Origin of the sequence: Olivibacter domesticus (genome assembly GCF_900109575.1) — a bacterium.
Taxonomy (GTDB): domain Bacteria; phylum Bacteroidota; class Bacteroidia; order Sphingobacteriales; family Sphingobacteriaceae; genus Olivibacter; species Olivibacter domesticus.
The window spans coordinates 514,272-533,015 of sequence record NZ_FOAF01000003.1 but is presented as its reverse complement, the minus strand read 5'-3'; the positions used below and the strand labels follow the sequence as shown (position 1 = coordinate 533,015).

Genomic DNA, 18,744 nt, shown 5'->3' with positions numbered 1-18,744 from the left:
TATCTGTCCCTTGCAAGCTTATCAGAATTTCAAATACATTTACTCATTAATTCGCAATATATCACTAATAATCTTTATATTTAAAGCTTTTTTAAACGGTAATAGATGCTTAGGATAGATACGCAAAAGCCACATACTTTAGTTTATTCGCTCTGTCAACACGAGTTTCTTGGCTATTTAATTGAACCGCATATTGTGCAATTAAATCCCAATGGAGAATTTTCACTTACCTATCAACGAATTTTTAGTAATACGGCAAAAGAGTATGCATCTGTACTAAATGAAAATGATATAAAAATCATTAAGCTTTTGGATGAGCTGGAGCAAACAGAATTGATCAAAAAGATGCATAAAAAACTTATCCGGCCACGAGAGTTTTTTAGCAAATTATTCGATAAAAAACTATTTGACTATATCAGACCCAAAATAGACAAAAAGTTATCCAACATTTTATCCCTTTTAGCCGACAAACCTCTTTACCTAATGAGCAAAGAGGGGTGGCCTGTTGAAGAGAAACTAGCCATAGCAAGTGAGCCAGCATCTATACTTTTTCATTTTAGAAGAAATGCCGAAGAAACCCGCTATTTCCCAACAATAAAATTCCAGGGAATGCGCATAGATTTCATGTATAAAAATGCACAGATTATCAGCAATGAACCGGCATGGCTTCTATTAGAAAATACCTTGTACTTTTTTGATCAGGAACTTGATGGGAAAAAGCTGTCGCCATTTCTAAACAAACGTTATATCAGTATACCCAGGAATACTGAGTATAACTATTTTGACCGTTTTGTTCGTTCCCTTATAACCAAACATCATGTATATGCCGAAGGTTTTGACATCAAAACTTATCAGCATGAGGCCTTCCCCATCTTAAAACTCATACACAACCCTAGCGGCGATGCTTTTGCCCAACTTCAATTTAAATATGGCCCTTATATTTTTGACGCAGGGAGTGAGCATAAAATAACAGTGAGAATGGATTACGATGAGTCTGACGATCATTACACTTTTCACCGTGTAAAACGTTCTCTACAGTGGGAAGACCAACATTTACAAGAATTGGTGAATTTAGGACTGCAAAAAACAGATCCATTGTTTAACAATCTAGGCATTAAATCAGCTAATGGAAGCAGTGAAATAAATAATGCGCATTTACTAATTAATTGGATCAATGTAAATCATGACTATCTAATACAAAAGGGTTATCAAATAGAACAAAAAACCGATGCACAGAAAAAGTATCTATTAGGTAATACAAAAATCAGTTTAGAAATAAAAGAGCAGAATGACTGGTTTGACGTCCATGCCATCGTCCGCTTTGGAGACTTCGAAATTCCTTTTATTCAGTTGCGAGATCATATACTCCATCAAAAGAGAGAATTCATTTTACCTTCAGGAGAAATTGCCGTCATTCCAGAGGCCTGGTTTGCACAATTCAATAACCTGTTTTATTTTTCATCTAATAAGCATGAGCTTCAGCTTCAAAAACATCATATTGGCCTTATTAATGATCTTACTGAAAGTGATTTAAAAGAGCTAACCATGAGTCGTAAGCTGCAGCGTCTCGATAACTTTGAAAGCATTGAAGACTTTAGTGCCCCATTAAACTTTAAAGGAGAATTAAGAACTTACCAAAAAGCAGGTTATAATTGGTTCCATTTCTTGAAAAATTATCATTTCGGTGGTTGTCTAGCCGACGATATGGGCTTAGGGAAAACTATTCAGACATTGGCTCTTCTTCAAAAAGAAAGAGAAGAATATATCGAAAAAGGTGTGCAAAGCACTTCTCTTATTATAATGCCTACCTCACTTATTTATAATTGGCAAAGTGAAGCAGAAAAGTTTGCACCAGACTTACGTATCCTTGTCCACACCGGAACCAATAGATCCAAAAGCCCAGAACTATTCGGACAATATGATATTGTCATCACTACCTATGGAATCACACGGATAGATGAAACAGTATTACGGAACTTCTATTTTCACTACATTATACTTGATGAAAGTCAAAACATTAAAAACCCGAGTTCAAAATCTTTTAAAGCTATTCGTGAATTAAAAAGTAAGCACCGCTTAACTTTAAGTGGTACACCAGTAGAAAATACAGTTGCCGATTTATGGTCGCAGATGTCTTTTTTAAACCCTGGTCTATTAGGTAGCCACACGCACTTTCAAGCAGAATTTGTGGTTCCTATAGAAAAGAAGAAAGACGAGGAGAAGGCGCGTAAACTGCAAGCATTTATAAAACCGTTTGTACTCAGAAGAACGAAAGATCAGGTCGCTAAAGAACTTCCTCCGAAATCGGAGCAGGTTTTGTTCTGTAAGATGAGTGATGAACAGGCAGAATATTATGAAAAAATAAAATCAGAATACCGCAATGTTTTGCTAGAACAATCTTTGGATGACTTGCTTAAAAAATCACAGATACAGATTTTACAAGGATTAAGTAAGCTTAGACAATTGGCTAATCACCCCCTTATGATCGATGATCATTATACTGGGGACTCTGGCAAATTTGAAAATGTCATACATACGTTAGACAACGTTTTATCACGTGGACATAAAGTGCTGATTTTTTCTCAGTTTGTAAAACAATTGGATATCTATCGCAACTACTTCCATAAGAAAAAAATTCCATATGCTTACCTTGATGGTGCTACCAGAAACAGAGAAGAAGTAGTGAACGGGTTTAGGAATAATGGAGATATAAAGCTATTCTTGATATCCATAAAAGCCGGGGGAGTAGGCCTCAATCTGATAGAAGCCGACTACGTATTTATTCTCGACCCTTGGTGGAATCCCGCTGTTGAACAGCAAGCTATTGATCGATCACATCGCATTGGACAAACAAAAAATGTTTTCATTTATAAGTTTATCACAAAAGATTCTGTTGAGGAGAAAATTTTAGCACTTCAACAGCGGAAAAAAATTATTGCCGATCAGCTCATTACTACCGAGGAAAGTTTTGTGAAATCATTAAGCGCTGACGATATTAAAGAGCTGCTGACTTAAATCAACCATTCAGCCAAATAAGATGTAAGTAAGAACATCAAACCAATCAATCCGCCGATATCATTTGGATCTTGATACCTGAGTCTTTGATACTTACATCTTGATACTTTACATCAGCTATTAATATACCACAATCTCATCGGTAAACAAAAATCCTTTCATCCTATTTTCGCCTACAATGCGTATGTACCTGGCGAGTCTTCCTTGGAGATCAAATTCAAAGGTTTTAAAGCGCAAGGAAGCGTCTGTAGTAGGCACATCATTTTCAATTTTTTGCATTTCCCGAAAGTGCTTTCCATCGTCAGAAGCCAATAACTTTACATTTCCAGGTATATATACTCCTGGACCGGATATTTGCATAAAACGTAATTTTATATGATGGAGCTCCTCTCGTCTTTCAAAATCCAAGGTCACGTCAAAATCACCTAGAAATCCCTGCCATTCTCCATCACCATAGCTCAATCCTCCATGTTGACCATTTAATAAACTTGTATCCGATTTAGCCGGGTATCGGTCGTTCCATTTATTATTATAAATAATTTTTTTGCCTATACCTTTATGAATATCTGCAGTAAATTCCCCTATATCTCCATAGCGAATGCTGTCTTTAAATAGAGCAGCTTTAACGGTAGTTGTGTTAACGAGAGAAAACGGTTCTACGTACAAGGTAGAACTATCCGTCGGTTCACTACCATCCGTTGTATATCGTATCTCGGGTTTATATTGTTCAGAGGTAATAGTAACCGTATTGAACTTAGTTTTAAGATCATACTTACCAGAAATATCCACATTATAAGCAGGTTGATAATAATGTAGATGAAGACGCTGCATTAACAAGTAATGTTTTTGAAGTCTTTTCTCAAAATCAGTCCAGTTTTTTTTATCTGGGGCCGACCAGCCCACCTCAGCAAGCGCCAAGGCCCTCGGAAAGACCATATATTCTACCTGCTCTTGGTGTGGCATGTATTCGGTCCATACGTTTGCCTGTATCCCAAGTATATGTTTTTGTTTATCTTCCGTTATCTCTTTAGGCAAAGGATTATACGAATAAACCTTATTCAGGGGCAGCAGCCCACCCATCGCTTCTGGCTGTCCTATAGGATTTGTCTGATAAGAATCGAAATACATAAAGCCACCCGGCGTCATAACCACATCGTGCCCTGCATTTGCCGCATCAATTCCGCCTTGCTCACCACGCCAACTCATAACAGTAGCTTCCGGAGGCAGCCCTCCTTCCAATATTTCATCCCAACCCATTAACCTACGACCTTTATCTTTCAGAAAGGTTTCCATACGCTTTATCGCATAACTCTGTAGACCATTCTCGTCGCCAAGATTATTATCTTTAATCACTTTCTGACATTTCTCACAACTTTTCCAAGCAGTCTTATCTGCTTCGTCTCCACCAATATGGATATAGGTCGAAGGAAATATTTCGACAACTTCTGTCAATACACCCGTTAAAAAATTGAACGTATCTTCATTGCCTATGCAGAATTCTGAATTTTTATAGGGAATTCCCGAACATGAAAGGTGCGGATATTGTGCAAGTACCTCTTCACTATGTCCCGGCATTTCTATCTCAGGGATAACAGTGATTCCCTTTTTTGCAGCATATGCAACAAGTTCTCTTGCTTCCTCTTGTGTATAAAAGCCTCCTGCCGCATTTGCTTGCCCCATCTCGCTATATCGCTTTCCTTTGGTCCACCAATCTTTCCATTTCGAATGGCTACGCCAAGCTGCCTTTTCTGTAAGCTCAGGGTATTTCTTTATCTCCAATCGCCACCCTGCACCATCCGTAAGATGCCAATGAAACGTATTTAACTTATACAAAGCCATTAAATCGATATACTTTTTTAAAAAAGATAAGGGATAAAAGTGCCTAGATACATCTAGCATCAGGCCTCTGTAATTAAAATGAGGCGCATCTTCTATTAAAACTGCAGGAACTATTTCGCTATCCTTTTGTGTATATGCTATCTGCGTCAACGTTGCTATTGCATAAATAAGCGCTTCCTGTTGATGTACGGTAATAACTATTTTGTTCGAATCTACCTCCAAACGATAAGCATTAGCAGGAAGCTTATCCTCCTCATCAGCCTTAAATAAAAAAACACCTTGCTCAGGCAATTTTTTCCTCGATTTCAACTTATGGACCATTTCGAAATGTAAGTTCGGATGCTCGCGAAGTAGATCAGCCCAGTCCACAATTTCTTGACTTGCGTATACCTCCGCTAATAGTGGATACCTAAAATAACCACTTCTTTCTTGAATATAAGAGGGTTTGGGAATAATAGATAGGCTATCCTGCGCGAAAGAAGTTATTGTAGAAAAACAAAACAATAGACACAATGATAGCACGGTAAAGGATTTCTTCTTTTCCATATGCTTGTTATACGATCTGACTCTGCAAACTTATACAAATTGCCCTTTAATTGCAATCACATAAAAAGGAACAAGCCGATACATCAAATTAAGCTGTAAATGAAAACTTTAGATAATTGATGTTCTTGTTATGAGCAAGGTATTTTTTCTCATAGTAAGTCTTAATAGACAATACATCATCTATCAAATTTGAATGGTAGAGATCTTCTGTTTTAGCATGTGTGAGCAACTTTAGTTCCTGCAATTTTTCACAAGTATAAGCATGTAAACCATCGTTATCGGTTTTGAGATTCACGCATCCACCTGGTTTAAGGACAGACTTATAGCTTTCCAAGAACTTATCCGAAGTGAGTCGTTTCTTCTCTCTACTAATCTGCGGTTGCGGATCTGGAAAAGTAATCCATATTTCATCCACCTCTCCAGCAGCAAAATAGTCTAATAACGTTTCTATCTGTATTCTCAAAAAGGCAACATTGTCGATTCCCTCTTCCAAAGCCGTTTTTGCGCCTCTCCAGATGCGGTTACCTTTATAATCAATGCCAATGAAATTTCTTTCCGGAAAGTATTTAGCGAGATTCACTGTATATTCACCTTTTCCACAGGCAAGCTCTAATACAATTGGTTTATTATTTCCAAAATGCTTTTCCGCCCATTTACCTTTCATCACTTTTCCCTCATCCAGCTGCAAAACATTATTAAAAGTTGCCACCTCAGCAAACTTTCTTAATTTATCTTTTCCCATTTGGCGGCAAAAATAATAATTTTTTAGCTACCCGCTTACTGAATATAATGGGTAGCAATGCATATTACCATCTCCAATCTCCTGAAATTCTGAGTGGCTCTTCCAAATTATTATCCATCATTAGTTTCTTAACCTCTTGATCCGATAATTTTTTTGCTTTAATTTCCGGTGCATCGGCAAGACCAAAAGCCAGCATCGCGTTAAAGCGAATGGTATTCTTCAAGCCCACCTCATCCACCAAATTGAAGTTATCACAATCGGCATGATAGCAATTCAGCACATCTTTACTTAAGTGCCCATCGCCCCCTCCTCCTGTAGGAATGCCATATAACATAAACGGTTGATGGTCGCTATGTAAGCCCGCTTTTGCTTGAAAATTATTCTTGAATGTCGTATCTAATAATTTAACTCTACTTCCGATACCTTCAAATAGTTCTCTACTGGTTTCCAAACTTGCATGGAAACTTTTAGGATCATTTGTCATATCATAATTAAGCATATACTTAATATTCCCGATGCTTTTATCTGCTATTGCCTGCTCTACATACGCTTTAGACCCCAATAAGCCCTCCTCTTCCCCCATAAACAGCACAAACTCAATGGTTCTTTCCGGCCGGATATTCAGCTTTTTCAATGTCCGCGCCATATCAATTATTGCAAAAGCCCCGATACCGTTATCAATGGCCCCGGTAGCGAGGTCCCAACTATCTAAATGGCCGCCAATAACAATTTTTTCATCTGGTTTTTGCACCCCCTTAATCTGTGCAATTACATTGCGAGCGGTAATCTGCTCGGCCTTGTTAGTCATCCTGATCGTTGCTGTCGCCTTCGTGTTTTTTGCCACAAGATCTTTTAACGCCAAACCGTCCTCCAATCCAATACAAATAGCCGGAATATCAATCAATTTACCCGTTACCGAAGCTGTTCCCGTGAGCAACACACCACCCGGTACGGTATTATAAAGAATGATGCCCTTTGCACCGTATTTTATTGCCAATGCAGTTTTTTCCGATCGATGAAGATTTTTGGTCCCTTCCTTCGCGTCAGGCAACACACCTAAGTAAGCAATAACAATTTTGTTCTTAGCCTTGATGGGAGCTGCTAAATAATCAGCTTCTACCCCACTTCCCATATCCACCAATGCGGCAGTTAAATTCGCCTTTTCTGGGGCGTGCGCTAGTGATACCGCTTTTACTGGCTTAGCGCCGGCTTCAGATTGTATTGTCAGATCAAGACTTTCCCTATTCCAGCTTTCCGCTTTAAAGGGTTGAAATGAAACATTTTCCAAGCCATACGAGCTTAGGAGGTCGAAAGCAAATTGTTCCGCTTTAGCCCCATTTGCCGAACCCGTTAATCGGTGTCCAATTTTATTGGTCGCCTCTTGCAGATTAGCATATGCTTGTGAATGAGCAAGTACATCCTCATTAATATCTTTAAAGACCTTGTCCCATTTGGGCTTTATTTGTGCAGTGCTTGTAAAGAAAAAAAAGAGAAGCGTCCCTGAGAGTAGTAATTTATTCATAAACCAAAGATAAGCATCTGTGTGAAGAATCAAATAGCTATAAACCTGTCACCTTCTCCTTATACCACTCTACACAGCAGCCCCTTTAGGTATTCTCCTTCGGGAAAAGACGCTCTAATGGGGTGATCATCCGGTTGGTTAAACTGATATATAAATTGAATTTCCTTCCCCGCATCCAGCGCTGCCCAAGCCAGCACCTGCTTAAAAGTAGCAATATCCATTGCGCCAGAGCAAGAAAAGCTTGCCAACAAGCCGCCACTTTCCAATAATGAAAGGCCTAATCTATTCAACTCTTTATAAGCCCTTGCCGCTTTATCAAGGCTACTTCTTGAAGGAGCATATTTTGGAGGATCGAGCACAACGATGTCAAACTTACGCCCGTCTTCCCAATACTTCTTCAATTGTTTATTAACGTCGCTTTGAACTGCCGTGTAGCTCGTTTCAGCTAGCTGATTAAGCACTATGTTACTTTTGAGTGTTTCAATGGCAAGAGCAGAACTGTCAACACTTTCAACATGAGCAGCTCCCTTCATAAGCGCATTTAAGCTGAAACCACCAGAATAGCAAAAGCAATCCAGTACGCGCTTTCCCCTCACATATTTAGTTAGGTATAAACGATTTTCCCGTTGATCGCAATAAAACCCTGATTTTTGCCCCTCTGCAATATTTACATGGTAGTGCACACCATTCTCCAATACTTCTACAAAAGCTGGGGGGTGTTCCCCAAGCAACACACCAGCGCTTACCGCCAATCCTTCGTGGGCTCTGGCCGAGGCATCTTGGCGTTGGTAGATTCCTTTAGGTTTAAGTAATTTGTTCAGTTCATCTACTATAATCGGTTTAATATTTTCAATACCGGTAGTTAATATCTGTACAGAAATAAAATCTCCAAAACGATCAACAATGAGCCCTGGTAAAAAATCCGCCTCACTAAATATTAAGCGCGCTGTAGTGGTTTGGCCATTCTCAAAAATGTTATTTCGCAGCTCTATTGCTTTTTGGATTCTTCTACGCCACCAGCCTTCATCCACTTGGTTGGCAGGATCCCACTCTAATAATCGTATCGCTACCCGCGACTCACCATTGTAATAACCGTAGGCTATAAATTCTTTTCGATCATTAAAAACCTTGACCATTTCACCGTTTTGAGGTTTTCCTTCAATACGGCCAATAGCCCCTGAAAAAACCCATGGATGTAATTGCCAAGCAGCTTTATCTTTCCCTTTATTTAATATAATTTCGACCATTCTTTTATTAGCTTACGGAGATGCATGCGTGCTTTTCATTGAAGACTTATTAAAAAACACATCTTTGTTTCGCAAAAGTAACTAAATATTGAAAAAACTTCACCCTTTATGCAACATGTAAAAAACGGTTGCGTCTATTAATCAAGAAACGATAAAAACTTTGGAAGTCACTTATAGCGATCCGAATGATCAACTGATTGCCGACTGCAGGAAAGGTAATCGACAAGCGCAATTTAAATTATACAAGCTTTATTCAAAAGCAATGTATAACACGGCATTGCGTATTGTCGCAGATGCTGACGAAGCAGCAGACGTATTACAAGAGGCCTTCATAGACGCTTTTAAAAGGTTAGACAGCTTTAGGCAAGAAAGTACATTTGGGCTTTGGATGAAACAGATTGTAGTAAACAAATCCTTGTCGGTCATTCGAAAGCGAAAATTTGAGATTGAACCGATCGATAATGCGGACAACATCCCCGAGGAAGAAGTTTACGAAGACAATGCCACGAACTTCAAAGTAGAACAGGTAAAAGAAGCAATCAATCAACTTGCTGACGGATATAGAGTAGTGTTATCGCTTTATCTATTAGAAGGTTACGACCATGAAGAAATAGCGCACATATTGAAAATAAGCGAAAACACCTCACGAAGTCAGTTCTTAAGAGCAAAACGCAAATTACTGGAAATACTGGCTAATTAGCTCTTACGGTAGCAAGAAAAAAATAAGAACTTGAAATTTAGATATTAAGTTGTTGATAAATAAATAGGGGAAAGAATGGGAAATATAGAAAAATTTATTTCAGAAAACAGAAAATCGTTTGATGATGCCTTACCACCAAGTGGCATATGGGATAATATTGAAGCTTCATTCGACGAAGAACAAGAAAACAAAAAGAGACAAAAAAAACTGGCTATTAGAACCTTTCTTTCCATAGCAGCCATGCTCGTGTTGATTTGCACCGCGGGTATTCTATTATACAAAACACGCGAAAACAACAAACAAGATTATAGCAGAGTAGATCCGGTTTTAGCGCAAAGGCAACTGGAATACGCCTCTCAAATTGACGAGAAGAAGGAAGCGTTAACAGCGATGGCGGCAAACGATCCACAACTATATCAAGAATTCTCTGACGTTATCAATAAAATGCAAGTGAATTACAAACAGTTAAAAATTGAATATTCGCAAAGTCCAAATAAGGAACTGACGTTAGAAGCCATGATCAGCAATCTGCAGATGCAAATTCAAGTGCTTAACCAACAGTTAGAAGTTTTAAATTATGTCCGTGAACAAGAAAAAAAGACTCCATATGAACATATATAAAATAAGGTTAAGTCTAATATGTTTCTTGGCTATTACTATCAATACAGTATTTGGTCAAGACAAGAACTTAACATCATCATTCGAAAACAGTATTGAAAAGCTTGCAGCACATGCAGAGCAGCTCGGTGAAGGCATTGCCAATAAGGTAAAAGATCTTGACACAGAGAAAATAAGAATCAAAGCAGAAAAAATCGCAAAAATTTCTGAAAAACAAGCAGTCAAAATTGCCGAAAAGTTTCAGGGTATGGATTGGGAAAATGTTGATGTGCAGGTGGTGCCAGGAGAACTAGAAGCAGACGCCAACGGTGTAGAGAAATCCAAAACCATACATAAAGTCTATATCATATCAAAAAATACACCTTTAAGTATCAATAACAGATATGGAACAGTGGATGTTAAAACTTGGACTAAAAATGAAATCAAGGTAGACATCACCATCAGAGCGATAGAAGCTTCAGGAAGTAAAGCAGATGAAATTATTAATAGCGTATCCATCGAGGAAAGCAAGTCGCCCAGCAACATCTCCCTCACCACTCAAATCGATAAGGGACAGTCAAGTTGGTGGAATAAGGTGATCAGCAGTAATAATAGGGGTGTGCAAATCAATTATCAAATCTATTTGCCCCAAAGTAATGATCTTAATGTAGACAATAAATATGGAGCCGTCATCTTGCCGGACTTAAAAGGCAATGTAGATATCAATGTAGGATATGGTAGCTTAACAGCCGGCAAACTACTTGGCAATACCATCTCCATCAATTCGAGTTATGGATCAGCCAAAATAGCCGCCGTTAAAGATGCTACCCTAGACTTCAAGTATGGAAGTATGGACCTTGGAGAGGCCAATAATGTTAAATTGAATGTAGGATATTGTGGTGGAAGCAAAATAACGAATCTAATAACTTCAGGTGATATCTCCATAAAATATTCCGGGGGCTTTAATATTGGTTTAGACAAGAATATAAACAGGCTAAATTTAGATGCCGCCTATTCGGCTAGTAGTATCAGAATTGATCCCAGTGCTACTTTCTCCTATACGGTGAATGTTAGCTATGGTGGATTTAATCCTGGAAGTTCCACCGTAACCAAAGAAGATCCAGACCCCGATAGCCGTGGCCCCAAACTGCATAAGACCTATACCGGTTATTACGGAAAAAACACCAATAGTCATATCAACATTGATTCGAAGTATGGCTCGATTAAGTTTCAATAGAACTTGATAAAAAGACACAGGCTAGGAAACTGGACATTGCTTCCTAGCCTGTGTCTTTTCACTTTATCTATTCTCCTTTTCTTCAATAAAAATATGAACCAACTACGACTAAGATAGTATCAAAAAATAATGTCGTCTCGACCAAAATGAAATGGGGTGGAGAGATTTAGATGTTTCGATTTCAACTCAGCTCTATTCCGCAAACAAATAGTATTTCAACCTGTTATGATTTATAACATCATCATACTAACACTGTTAATTAACTAATAAACAAAATTGTGTAACCATTTGTAACAATGGGCGTCTAATGTTAATCGTTAGTCAAACGAACCTCCGCTGGATGCAAAATTCTTTAAAATGTGTTGTAAGATTTCTTTTGACGTCGACAAGTCTCAGATATTAAAGATGATTTCTTATGAAGCTAAAGATACTTTCTCCCGTTATTTGCCGAACCCCTTTATTCCCATATACTGAAAAACTTGAAAACGTTTGGGAGGAACTCAAAGAAGCAATTAAACTTTCATCTACCGATCTATATGAGCAAATTAAAGATACTTCCTATGCAGATTACGATAAACTGAACCCCAAAATAAAGTTTGCCTGCTGGAAATATTTTAACCGAGCGCGTTATCGATCGACTCCTTTTGGACTTTTTGGTTCCATAACACCTGTTCCACTTGGTCTAGATGGAGATGACAATCGACTGATTATTTCAAAAGAGATAAAAAGACACGAATTTACAGACTGGTCAAATAAAGATTATCTATTAAGTGACATAGATAATCTATTCGCTCAAGCTTCTCTTTTCCTAAGTAATTCTACCATATACACCTGTGGCGATCAGCTTCGTTATATCAGTATAACAGAAGGTACCTTTGAAATTTCTGGGATAGAAAGTCAGCCCATCATTAAAAGTGTGTTGGACTTTTGCCAAGAGCAACAGTCAAAGGATGCAGTTTTAGATTATTTGACAAATGGCCTTAAACTTCAATTAGCCGTTACGGAAGATCTCTTGAAGCAATTAATTGCATTACAGTTGATGATTACTGACATTCACCCTAATATCATCGGAACAGATTATTTCGAACGGATGAAAGTCAAACCTGATACAGATTCTAAGCCCTATTTAATTGCGGAGAGAAAACTGGTAAAAGGGCAAATAGATCCTAAAACACTAAAAGTAATATCCGAAGCCATTTCGTTTCTGAAAGATCATTTACCTATTCGTAAAAACCACTCTTTAGAGAATTTTAAGCAGCAATTTCAAAGAAAGTTTGAATATCGGGAAGTTCCTTTATTGGTAGCCCTAGACCCTGAACTCGGTGTTGGCTACGACGGTTTGGAGATGGCTCCAATAGTCAATCCTGTAATTAGCTTTTTAAAAGAGCGAGATCAATTAAAAGACGCTCATCCCGAAATTAGCTATACACCCTTGCATCAATTCATTTTGAATAAAATGGTTCAAAACAACGAGGTAAAGCTCGAAGAATTTAGTATAGAAGCAAAGACAAAACTTAAAAATATAAAAATTCCCAATACCTTTAGTGCAATAATACAATTCGATGGCAAACAGATTATCTTAAAACATGCAGGTGGTTGTACAGCCAGTGCACTGCTTGGCAGATTTACCTTAGCAAATGATGCAATAGAGACATACTGCAAGAACATTGTTATGCTTGAACAGGACGCAAATCCAGAAGTCCTTTTTGTTGATATAAGTTATCAAGCAGAAAAAAATATAGATAATGTCAATAGGAGAAAGAGCATTTATGACCATAAATTAGCCATTCTCAGCTATGTTGACAATAAACATCTTTCTTTCAACGATTTATTAGTGAGCGTGCGACAGAATAACGTCTTTTTGAGATCAAAAAAACACAACAAACGAATTATCCCGCGTTTAGCCAGTGCTTATAATTATACTCGATCGGATTTATCCTTGTATCGATTTTTATCTGATCTACAAAATCAGGATCTGCAAACGAACCTAAGTCTTGAGGCTCGAAGTATATTTCCAAATCTGGATTATTATCCTCGATTAGTTTATAAGAACATTATATTTTCTCCCTCGATGTGGAAAGTTCCGCAGAAGTTCCGTAAACCTCATCTTCTGCAAGAAGAACAATTAGTTTCTTTAAAAATATGGCTGCAAGACCAAAAGATACCCAATTATTTTAAATGTGGAGATGCAGATCAGCACCTTTATATCAACTCTAACACTGACGAAGATTTAGTTCATTTCTTACAATACTGTAAAAAAAAAGAACACCTTTATATCACAGAAGTATTTATAAAGGACGAGGCGATTCTTAAAAATGAGCTGCAACAAGTATATCTCCCAGAATTTATATTAAATATTGCCCACTTAGAATCAAATTATTCACCTCTGCCTACAGATCGAATAGAATTAAGCTTTCATCCTAAATCTTTACAAGTGCCTGGGGGAAAATGGCTCTATTTCGAAATTTACATGCATTCTTCACGTGCAAATGATTTCTTAACAAAAGTCCTTCCTGATTTTCTGAAAAAAAATAATCAGCAGATAGCAAGTTGGTTTTTTATCCGTTACAATATCCCGTCTTTTCATATTCGCTTACGTCTTAAGATTAGAGATAATGGGAATCTATCTGAACTAATTAAAGTGTTTTATGATCATCTGAATAAAGACATAAAAACTGGGATAATTAGCGACGTGCAAATCAAACCTTATATTCGAGAAATAGAGCGATATGGTATCGACTATATTGAACAAATAGAATGGTACTTTAGTTTCGATAGTAGACGTGCAATAAATTTACTCAATTTAAAACATGAAGAATCCGTCTTATATTTTATTACAATTCAATTTTTAAAAGATGTTCTTAGTCAGTTGAGCTTAACTGCTCAAGATCAATTGGCTTACGCTAAAAATATCGCGGACAAGTTTGTTAAAGAAATGCACATTGATATGCTGGGTTTTAAAAAAATCAACGAAGTATATAAACATTTTCAGATTAATAACAATATAAAAACCACAAAAGTATTCGAAAGAAGTCATCTCGTGACAGTAGCACAAGCCATCAAATTACTTAACAAAATTGAGCGAACTCAACGTATAAATCTACTGATCGATATCACACATATGCATATTAACCGAGTGTTTATTGCAAATCAACGCATACATGAATTAATCATCTATCAGTATCTCCAGAAGCACCTGCAGGCAAAGCAAAAACACTCAAAGCTTCCAATTTAATCATAACATGGGTTTTGAAATGATTATGAGCTGCTGTCATATAAAGAAAATTTGCCGCATCCAAATAAGTACTATGTAATCTCTTTTCTATATTTTCAAGTCCTTTACTTAAACCAGATGTATTATGAATACTATTAATTAGATTATCGGTTTCTATATGTAGAATGTTCTCTGTAATGTAAATCCTAATAAGAGCGGGATGACCCTTTAATGATAAATTGCCATGTTTAAAGATATTTTCTGCTAAGGTAATCAAAACCAAAGGAATTATGCCCAGCTTTTGAACACCCTGCTGTACTTGTACCTCAAAATAAATCTGTTCATTTTGACGTAGCTTATGTAAATGAATTAAATTATGCACTTGCTCAATTTCTTCTCCAATAAATATGTGTCCCTTTTCTTCACTTGTTTCCACTGCGTAGCGCATCATGGCGGACAATGTAAGTATGGCGTCCGCCGCCACAGGAGCTGTTTTCCGCGTCTTATTGTATATAAAGTTTAACGTATTAAAAAGAAAATGTGGGTTTATTTGGGCTCGCAAATAAGCATTTTGCGCTTTCGTCAGTTCCTTTTCAATTTTTTGTTGTTCAATAATTTGATTTAACTGTTGTTTTTCAAGGGTTGTCGCACGCTCCTTTTCTTTCAGAAAAGTAATGAGGAAATAATACCCAGTAGAAAATCCAATAAAATACAAAGCTCTCCAAATATACTTAAGGAGATACGGTCTGTCTATTACCACTTCTCCCATTCCAAACACCAACGGAAACTTCGCAGCTATTGAATCGATAATATATAAAATCAATAAATATAGAACTATTTCTAAAACCACTACAAAGGGCATTGTCCAAACCGGAATGAATTTCCTTCTTAGTGTGATATATAAAACAACATGAGCATGAAAATAAAATAAGGCAATATTGTGTGCATAATGAATGACATAATCACCAATATAAAGAAAGTGCCCCATAAACAAGCCTAGAATGACTGTTTCATAAAGAATAAAAGTGGACCACGTTACCAAATGAGACCTCAAATTGACTCGTCTTTTATATAAAGTATTCATCACAATTTTCTCTATCTTTTCTCTTTCGTGTAAGCTACGACTATTTTCGTGTAAAAATGTTGATTTTGATTTTAATAACTATGAACTTTAAACGAAAAACCATGGGAAACATCAAAATTAAAAAAGAAACAGTTTTTCTTTTCAATAGGAGGAAAAATAGTCAAGTGAAACAGAATAAACTATTTACATCAGAGACAATCAATATGACAACATATCCTCCTCCTCCCACTACAAGATCTTTTTAAATATTGTTTACTTAATAGTTTTAGTTGGTTGGTTTAAAGGCTGGTTTGTTATAAACGGCCAGTCTTTATTGTATTTTTAGTTAGATATTCATAAAAAGAATCTTTATAGAAAGTGCCTATAGGGACTAGCATATTTTTGGGCATTTTCACTAAATTACCTTCTACTTTCTCAATGTGCTCTTTTGAAATCAAGAAGGAGCGATGAATCTGTATAAAGCTATCTGTTTCGTCTAATCTTTCTTTTATCTCCTTCAGCGTCAAATAAGTAATAATCTCCTCTGTTGTAGTATAAATCTTAATATAATTCTTTACACTTTCAACTGCTAATATCTCATCAAATTTTATACGAACAAATCGATTTCGCTCTTCTGTCGTTTTTACATAAAAATCCTTACCTTTTTCTCCAGAATGTCCAAAATTACTTTCAATCTTTATCAGCTTATTAATGGTCATTGCAAATTTTGCAAAGGTAAAGGGCTTTAGCAAATAAGCGTCAGCTTCTACTTCGAAAGCATCAAAAGCATATTTTGTATGTGCAGTAGTAAAAATCAATTTCTCTGTTTTATTTCTAATAGCACGTGAAAGATCAATACCAGAAATCCTAGGCATATCTATATCCATAAAAACAAAATCAACCTTACCTCCATTGGCAATATCCGTCATTGCTTCTATAGGGTCTGTATATACTTTTACGACTTCGAGTTCAGATATCTGTTCCACATAATCGGTTATAATTTCTATTGCATCGGGTTCATCATCTATGATAATACATTGATAGGGCATAATTCGAGTATAAACGTTTATCCAAAAATAAGCAAAAACAACTATGATACAACTATTTACTCAATTTACTTTTGAGAGATCCTTCACTTAATGTCAACGTTAATTTTCAATTAATCAATTTGTTTGCTCAAATTGTTTTTATTTCTTACTTTTCTGAAAAATATCTGGTTATGCAAGACTATTTGGATACATTTTTTCCTGTTATTCTAATAACACACATTTTTTTATGTATAAGATTTAGTAGTCTCGCGGCTTTTCGTTACTCTAACAATTATAGCTTTAGTCTTATACTAATGGTAGTATTCATTCCCTTTATTGGGTATTTCGTAGCATTAAAAAAATTAAAAAGATCTGCTAGTTAGTGCGCTCATTTGCGGAGAACCGAATTCTTATAGGCTTGGATGATTTTTATTTATAAGAAGCCCCAACAAGAAAGCCGCCTATATAGGCGGCTTTCTTGTTGGGGAAATCTAAAATGCTTAGTTAGTTGCATCCCACCAAACAGGAATTTGCATTGCTGCAACGTGTCCTGAAGGAATATTTGAAGGAATATTTTCCGAGTTGTAAGATCTTTCGGAAGCCGGGTAAGGGAATCTCAAAGGTATTATCGGCACAACAACACCAAAAGGATCATCACTTGAACCAGGATACACTTCTAGATTCAAAGGTAGACTTGGATAACCAGTTCTTCGAAAATCATTGTATGCTTCGAATTGTAAGTAATTTGCTATATACTTTTGAGTCATAATTTGATTGTACGCTTCCTCTGCATTACTACTTAGTTTATTCGCATTTACATATGCTTGATAACCAGTCACACCATACATATCCATTGAGGCAACAATACCCTCTTCATATGCGGCACTTACAGCAGGAGTAATTGTTCTATTAGCTTTAAGAAATTCAGCTTCCGCTCTAATGAAGGGAACCTCAGCATATACCAATAGGTTAAGCGAAGCATCTGCGGCACTATAAAATGAGTCTATAGGAGAATAATTAGCCAATGCTAAGGTTGGTGGATCATTTGTTACTCCGATATATTTGTCTTTATTTACCCCATCATTCGTTACCACTCCAACTTGATAAGCTAATCGTGGGTCACTAGTGGCCGCTAAAAGATTAACATAGAACTGTGAAGGTTTTGTCGCTGTATTCCAATTCCCTAAAATTGCATATTGATACCAGGGGTTTTGTGCATCTGGAGAATTTAAATAGGCAAAGGTTGGTGCTTCATCAGCGCTTATGCTGCCTTGATCTAAAATTTTTATTGCCAAGTCTGCCTGAGTGGCCGCGTTATAGCCCGGCGCATTGGAAAGTCGTAAATAGAACCGTGCTTTTAAAGTTCGTGCCAAATGTTGCCATTTCGTCATGTCTCCTCCATAAACAAAATCTTCAGTACCAGGACTTGCGGTACTTGTTTGTTCTGCTTCCGCTATCGCTTCATCTAATAAAGTTTGTATCTGCTTATATATATCCTCCTGCGAATCATATTTAGCCTTCACGACGCCACCTTCACCATTAAAGGCATCCGAAAAAGGCGCGTCTCCAAATGCATCAGTTACGTAAGACATATTCCAAGCAAGCATCACTTTTGCGATCGCGCTATACCCTGGGTTTCCATTCTCATTTGCTTGCGCAATCAGCACTTTGCAATTCTTCATTACATCCACATAGGAATAGAATTTCCAAAAATTATCTACGTCGCTTGCATTAATTAAGTAATTGCCCTCATGTGGTCCAGCCACTGCATAGGCTGTATGTTTTGTTAATAAGCTTGAAGTCCTAACCGGCCAGCCTCCAGCCACTTCATATGCAAAATTGCTAAGTATCCCCGGTAATATTAACTTTTCAGTGGCTTCTGATGGTGCATTTGGGTCTGTATTGATATCCAGTTTTTTACTACACCCAGCAGAAAACAACAACGAAATTACTGAAACTATAAGTAGTATATTATTAATTTTCATGACTCTTTG

At 37.0% G+C, this 18,744-nt stretch carries 12 protein-coding genes; 5 read left to right on the top strand and 7 right to left on the bottom strand.

Going from position 1 to position 18,744, the window contains the following annotated elements; genetic code table 11:
• Positions 1–105: 105 nt before the first annotated feature.
• A complete protein-coding gene (locus BMY50_RS16400; RefSeq protein WP_093326474.1) occupies positions 106–3,015 on the top strand; it encodes a DEAD/DEAH box helicase in 2,910 nt (969 codons plus the stop codon).
• A 120-nt stretch (positions 3,016–3,135) separates the two neighbouring features.
• Here BMY50_RS16400 and BMY50_RS16395 read toward each other — a convergent pair whose 3' ends face one another.
• The 4 genes from BMY50_RS16395 to BMY50_RS16380 form a co-directional block, all read right to left on the bottom strand.
• Positions 3,136–5,400: a beta-N-acetylhexosaminidase gene (locus BMY50_RS16395; protein ID WP_093326473.1), complete on the bottom strand. Its 2,265-nt coding sequence runs from the start codon at positions 5,398–5,400 to the stop codon at positions 3,136–3,138.
• A gap of 88 nt (positions 5,401–5,488) precedes the next feature.
• A complete protein-coding gene (trmB, locus tag BMY50_RS16390; RefSeq protein ID WP_093326472.1) occupies positions 5,489–6,142 on the bottom strand; it encodes a tRNA (guanosine(46)-N7)-methyltransferase TrmB in 654 nt (217 codons plus the stop codon).
• A 64-nt stretch (positions 6,143–6,206) separates the two neighbouring features.
• Positions 6,207–7,664 carry a M28 family metallopeptidase gene (locus BMY50_RS16385; RefSeq protein ID WP_093326471.1) on the bottom strand — a complete coding sequence of 486 codons (1,458 nt, stop codon included), beginning with the start codon at positions 7,662–7,664 and terminating at the stop codon, positions 6,207–6,209.
• 59 nt (positions 7,665–7,723) lie between these two features.
• Positions 7,724–8,911, bottom strand: a complete 1,188-nt coding sequence (locus BMY50_RS16380; RefSeq protein ID WP_093326470.1) for a class I SAM-dependent rRNA methyltransferase — start codon at positions 8,909–8,911, stop codon at positions 7,724–7,726.
• Positions 8,912–9,071: 160 nt separating this feature from the next.
• On the opposite strand from BMY50_RS16380, the gene BMY50_RS16375 reads away from it, so the two are divergent.
• The 4 genes from BMY50_RS16375 (at position 9,072) to BMY50_RS16360 (ending at position 14,680) form a co-directional block, all read left to right on the top strand.
• Positions 9,072–9,611, top strand: coding sequence for an RNA polymerase sigma factor (locus BMY50_RS16375; RefSeq protein ID WP_093326469.1), 540 nt, complete (start codon positions 9,072–9,074; stop codon positions 9,609–9,611).
• A 75-nt stretch (positions 9,612–9,686) separates the two neighbouring features.
• Positions 9,687–10,232, top strand: a complete 546-nt coding sequence (locus BMY50_RS16370) for a hypothetical protein (protein WP_093326468.1) — start codon at positions 9,687–9,689, stop codon at positions 10,230–10,232.
• Positions 10,219–11,445: a DUF4097 family beta strand repeat-containing protein gene (locus tag BMY50_RS28790; protein WP_093326467.1), complete on the top strand. Its 1,227-nt coding sequence runs from the start codon at positions 10,219–10,221 to the stop codon at positions 11,443–11,445. The genes BMY50_RS16370 and BMY50_RS28790 overlap by 14 nt, the downstream gene beginning before the upstream one ends.
• Positions 11,446–11,860: 415 nt before the next feature.
• The gene (locus BMY50_RS16360; RefSeq protein WP_093326466.1) at positions 11,861–14,680 is read left to right on the top strand and encodes a lantibiotic dehydratase; all 2,820 of its coding nucleotides are present in this window, start codon (positions 11,861–11,863) and stop codon (positions 14,678–14,680) included.
• Here BMY50_RS16360 and BMY50_RS16355 read toward each other — a convergent pair.
• The 3 genes from BMY50_RS16355 to BMY50_RS16345 all read right to left on the bottom strand — a co-directional run bounded on the left by BMY50_RS16355 (position 14,616) and on the right by BMY50_RS16345 (position 18,735).
• Complete coding sequence (locus BMY50_RS16355) at positions 14,616–15,743, bottom strand: sensor histidine kinase (RefSeq protein ID WP_093326465.1); 1,128 nt, start codon at positions 15,741–15,743, stop codon at positions 14,616–14,618. The genes BMY50_RS16360 and BMY50_RS16355 overlap by 65 nt on opposite strands.
• Positions 15,744–16,036: 293 nt before the next feature.
• Positions 16,037–16,771: a LytR/AlgR family response regulator transcription factor gene (locus BMY50_RS16350; protein WP_093326464.1), complete on the bottom strand. Its 735-nt coding sequence runs from the start codon at positions 16,769–16,771 to the stop codon at positions 16,037–16,039.
• Between the two features lie 479 nt (positions 16,772–17,250).
• The gene (locus BMY50_RS16345) at positions 17,251–18,735 is read right to left on the bottom strand and encodes a SusD/RagB family nutrient-binding outer membrane lipoprotein (protein ID WP_093326463.1); all 1,485 of its coding nucleotides are present in this window, start codon (positions 18,733–18,735) and stop codon (positions 17,251–17,253) included.
• Positions 18,736–18,744: the final 9 nt, after the last annotated feature.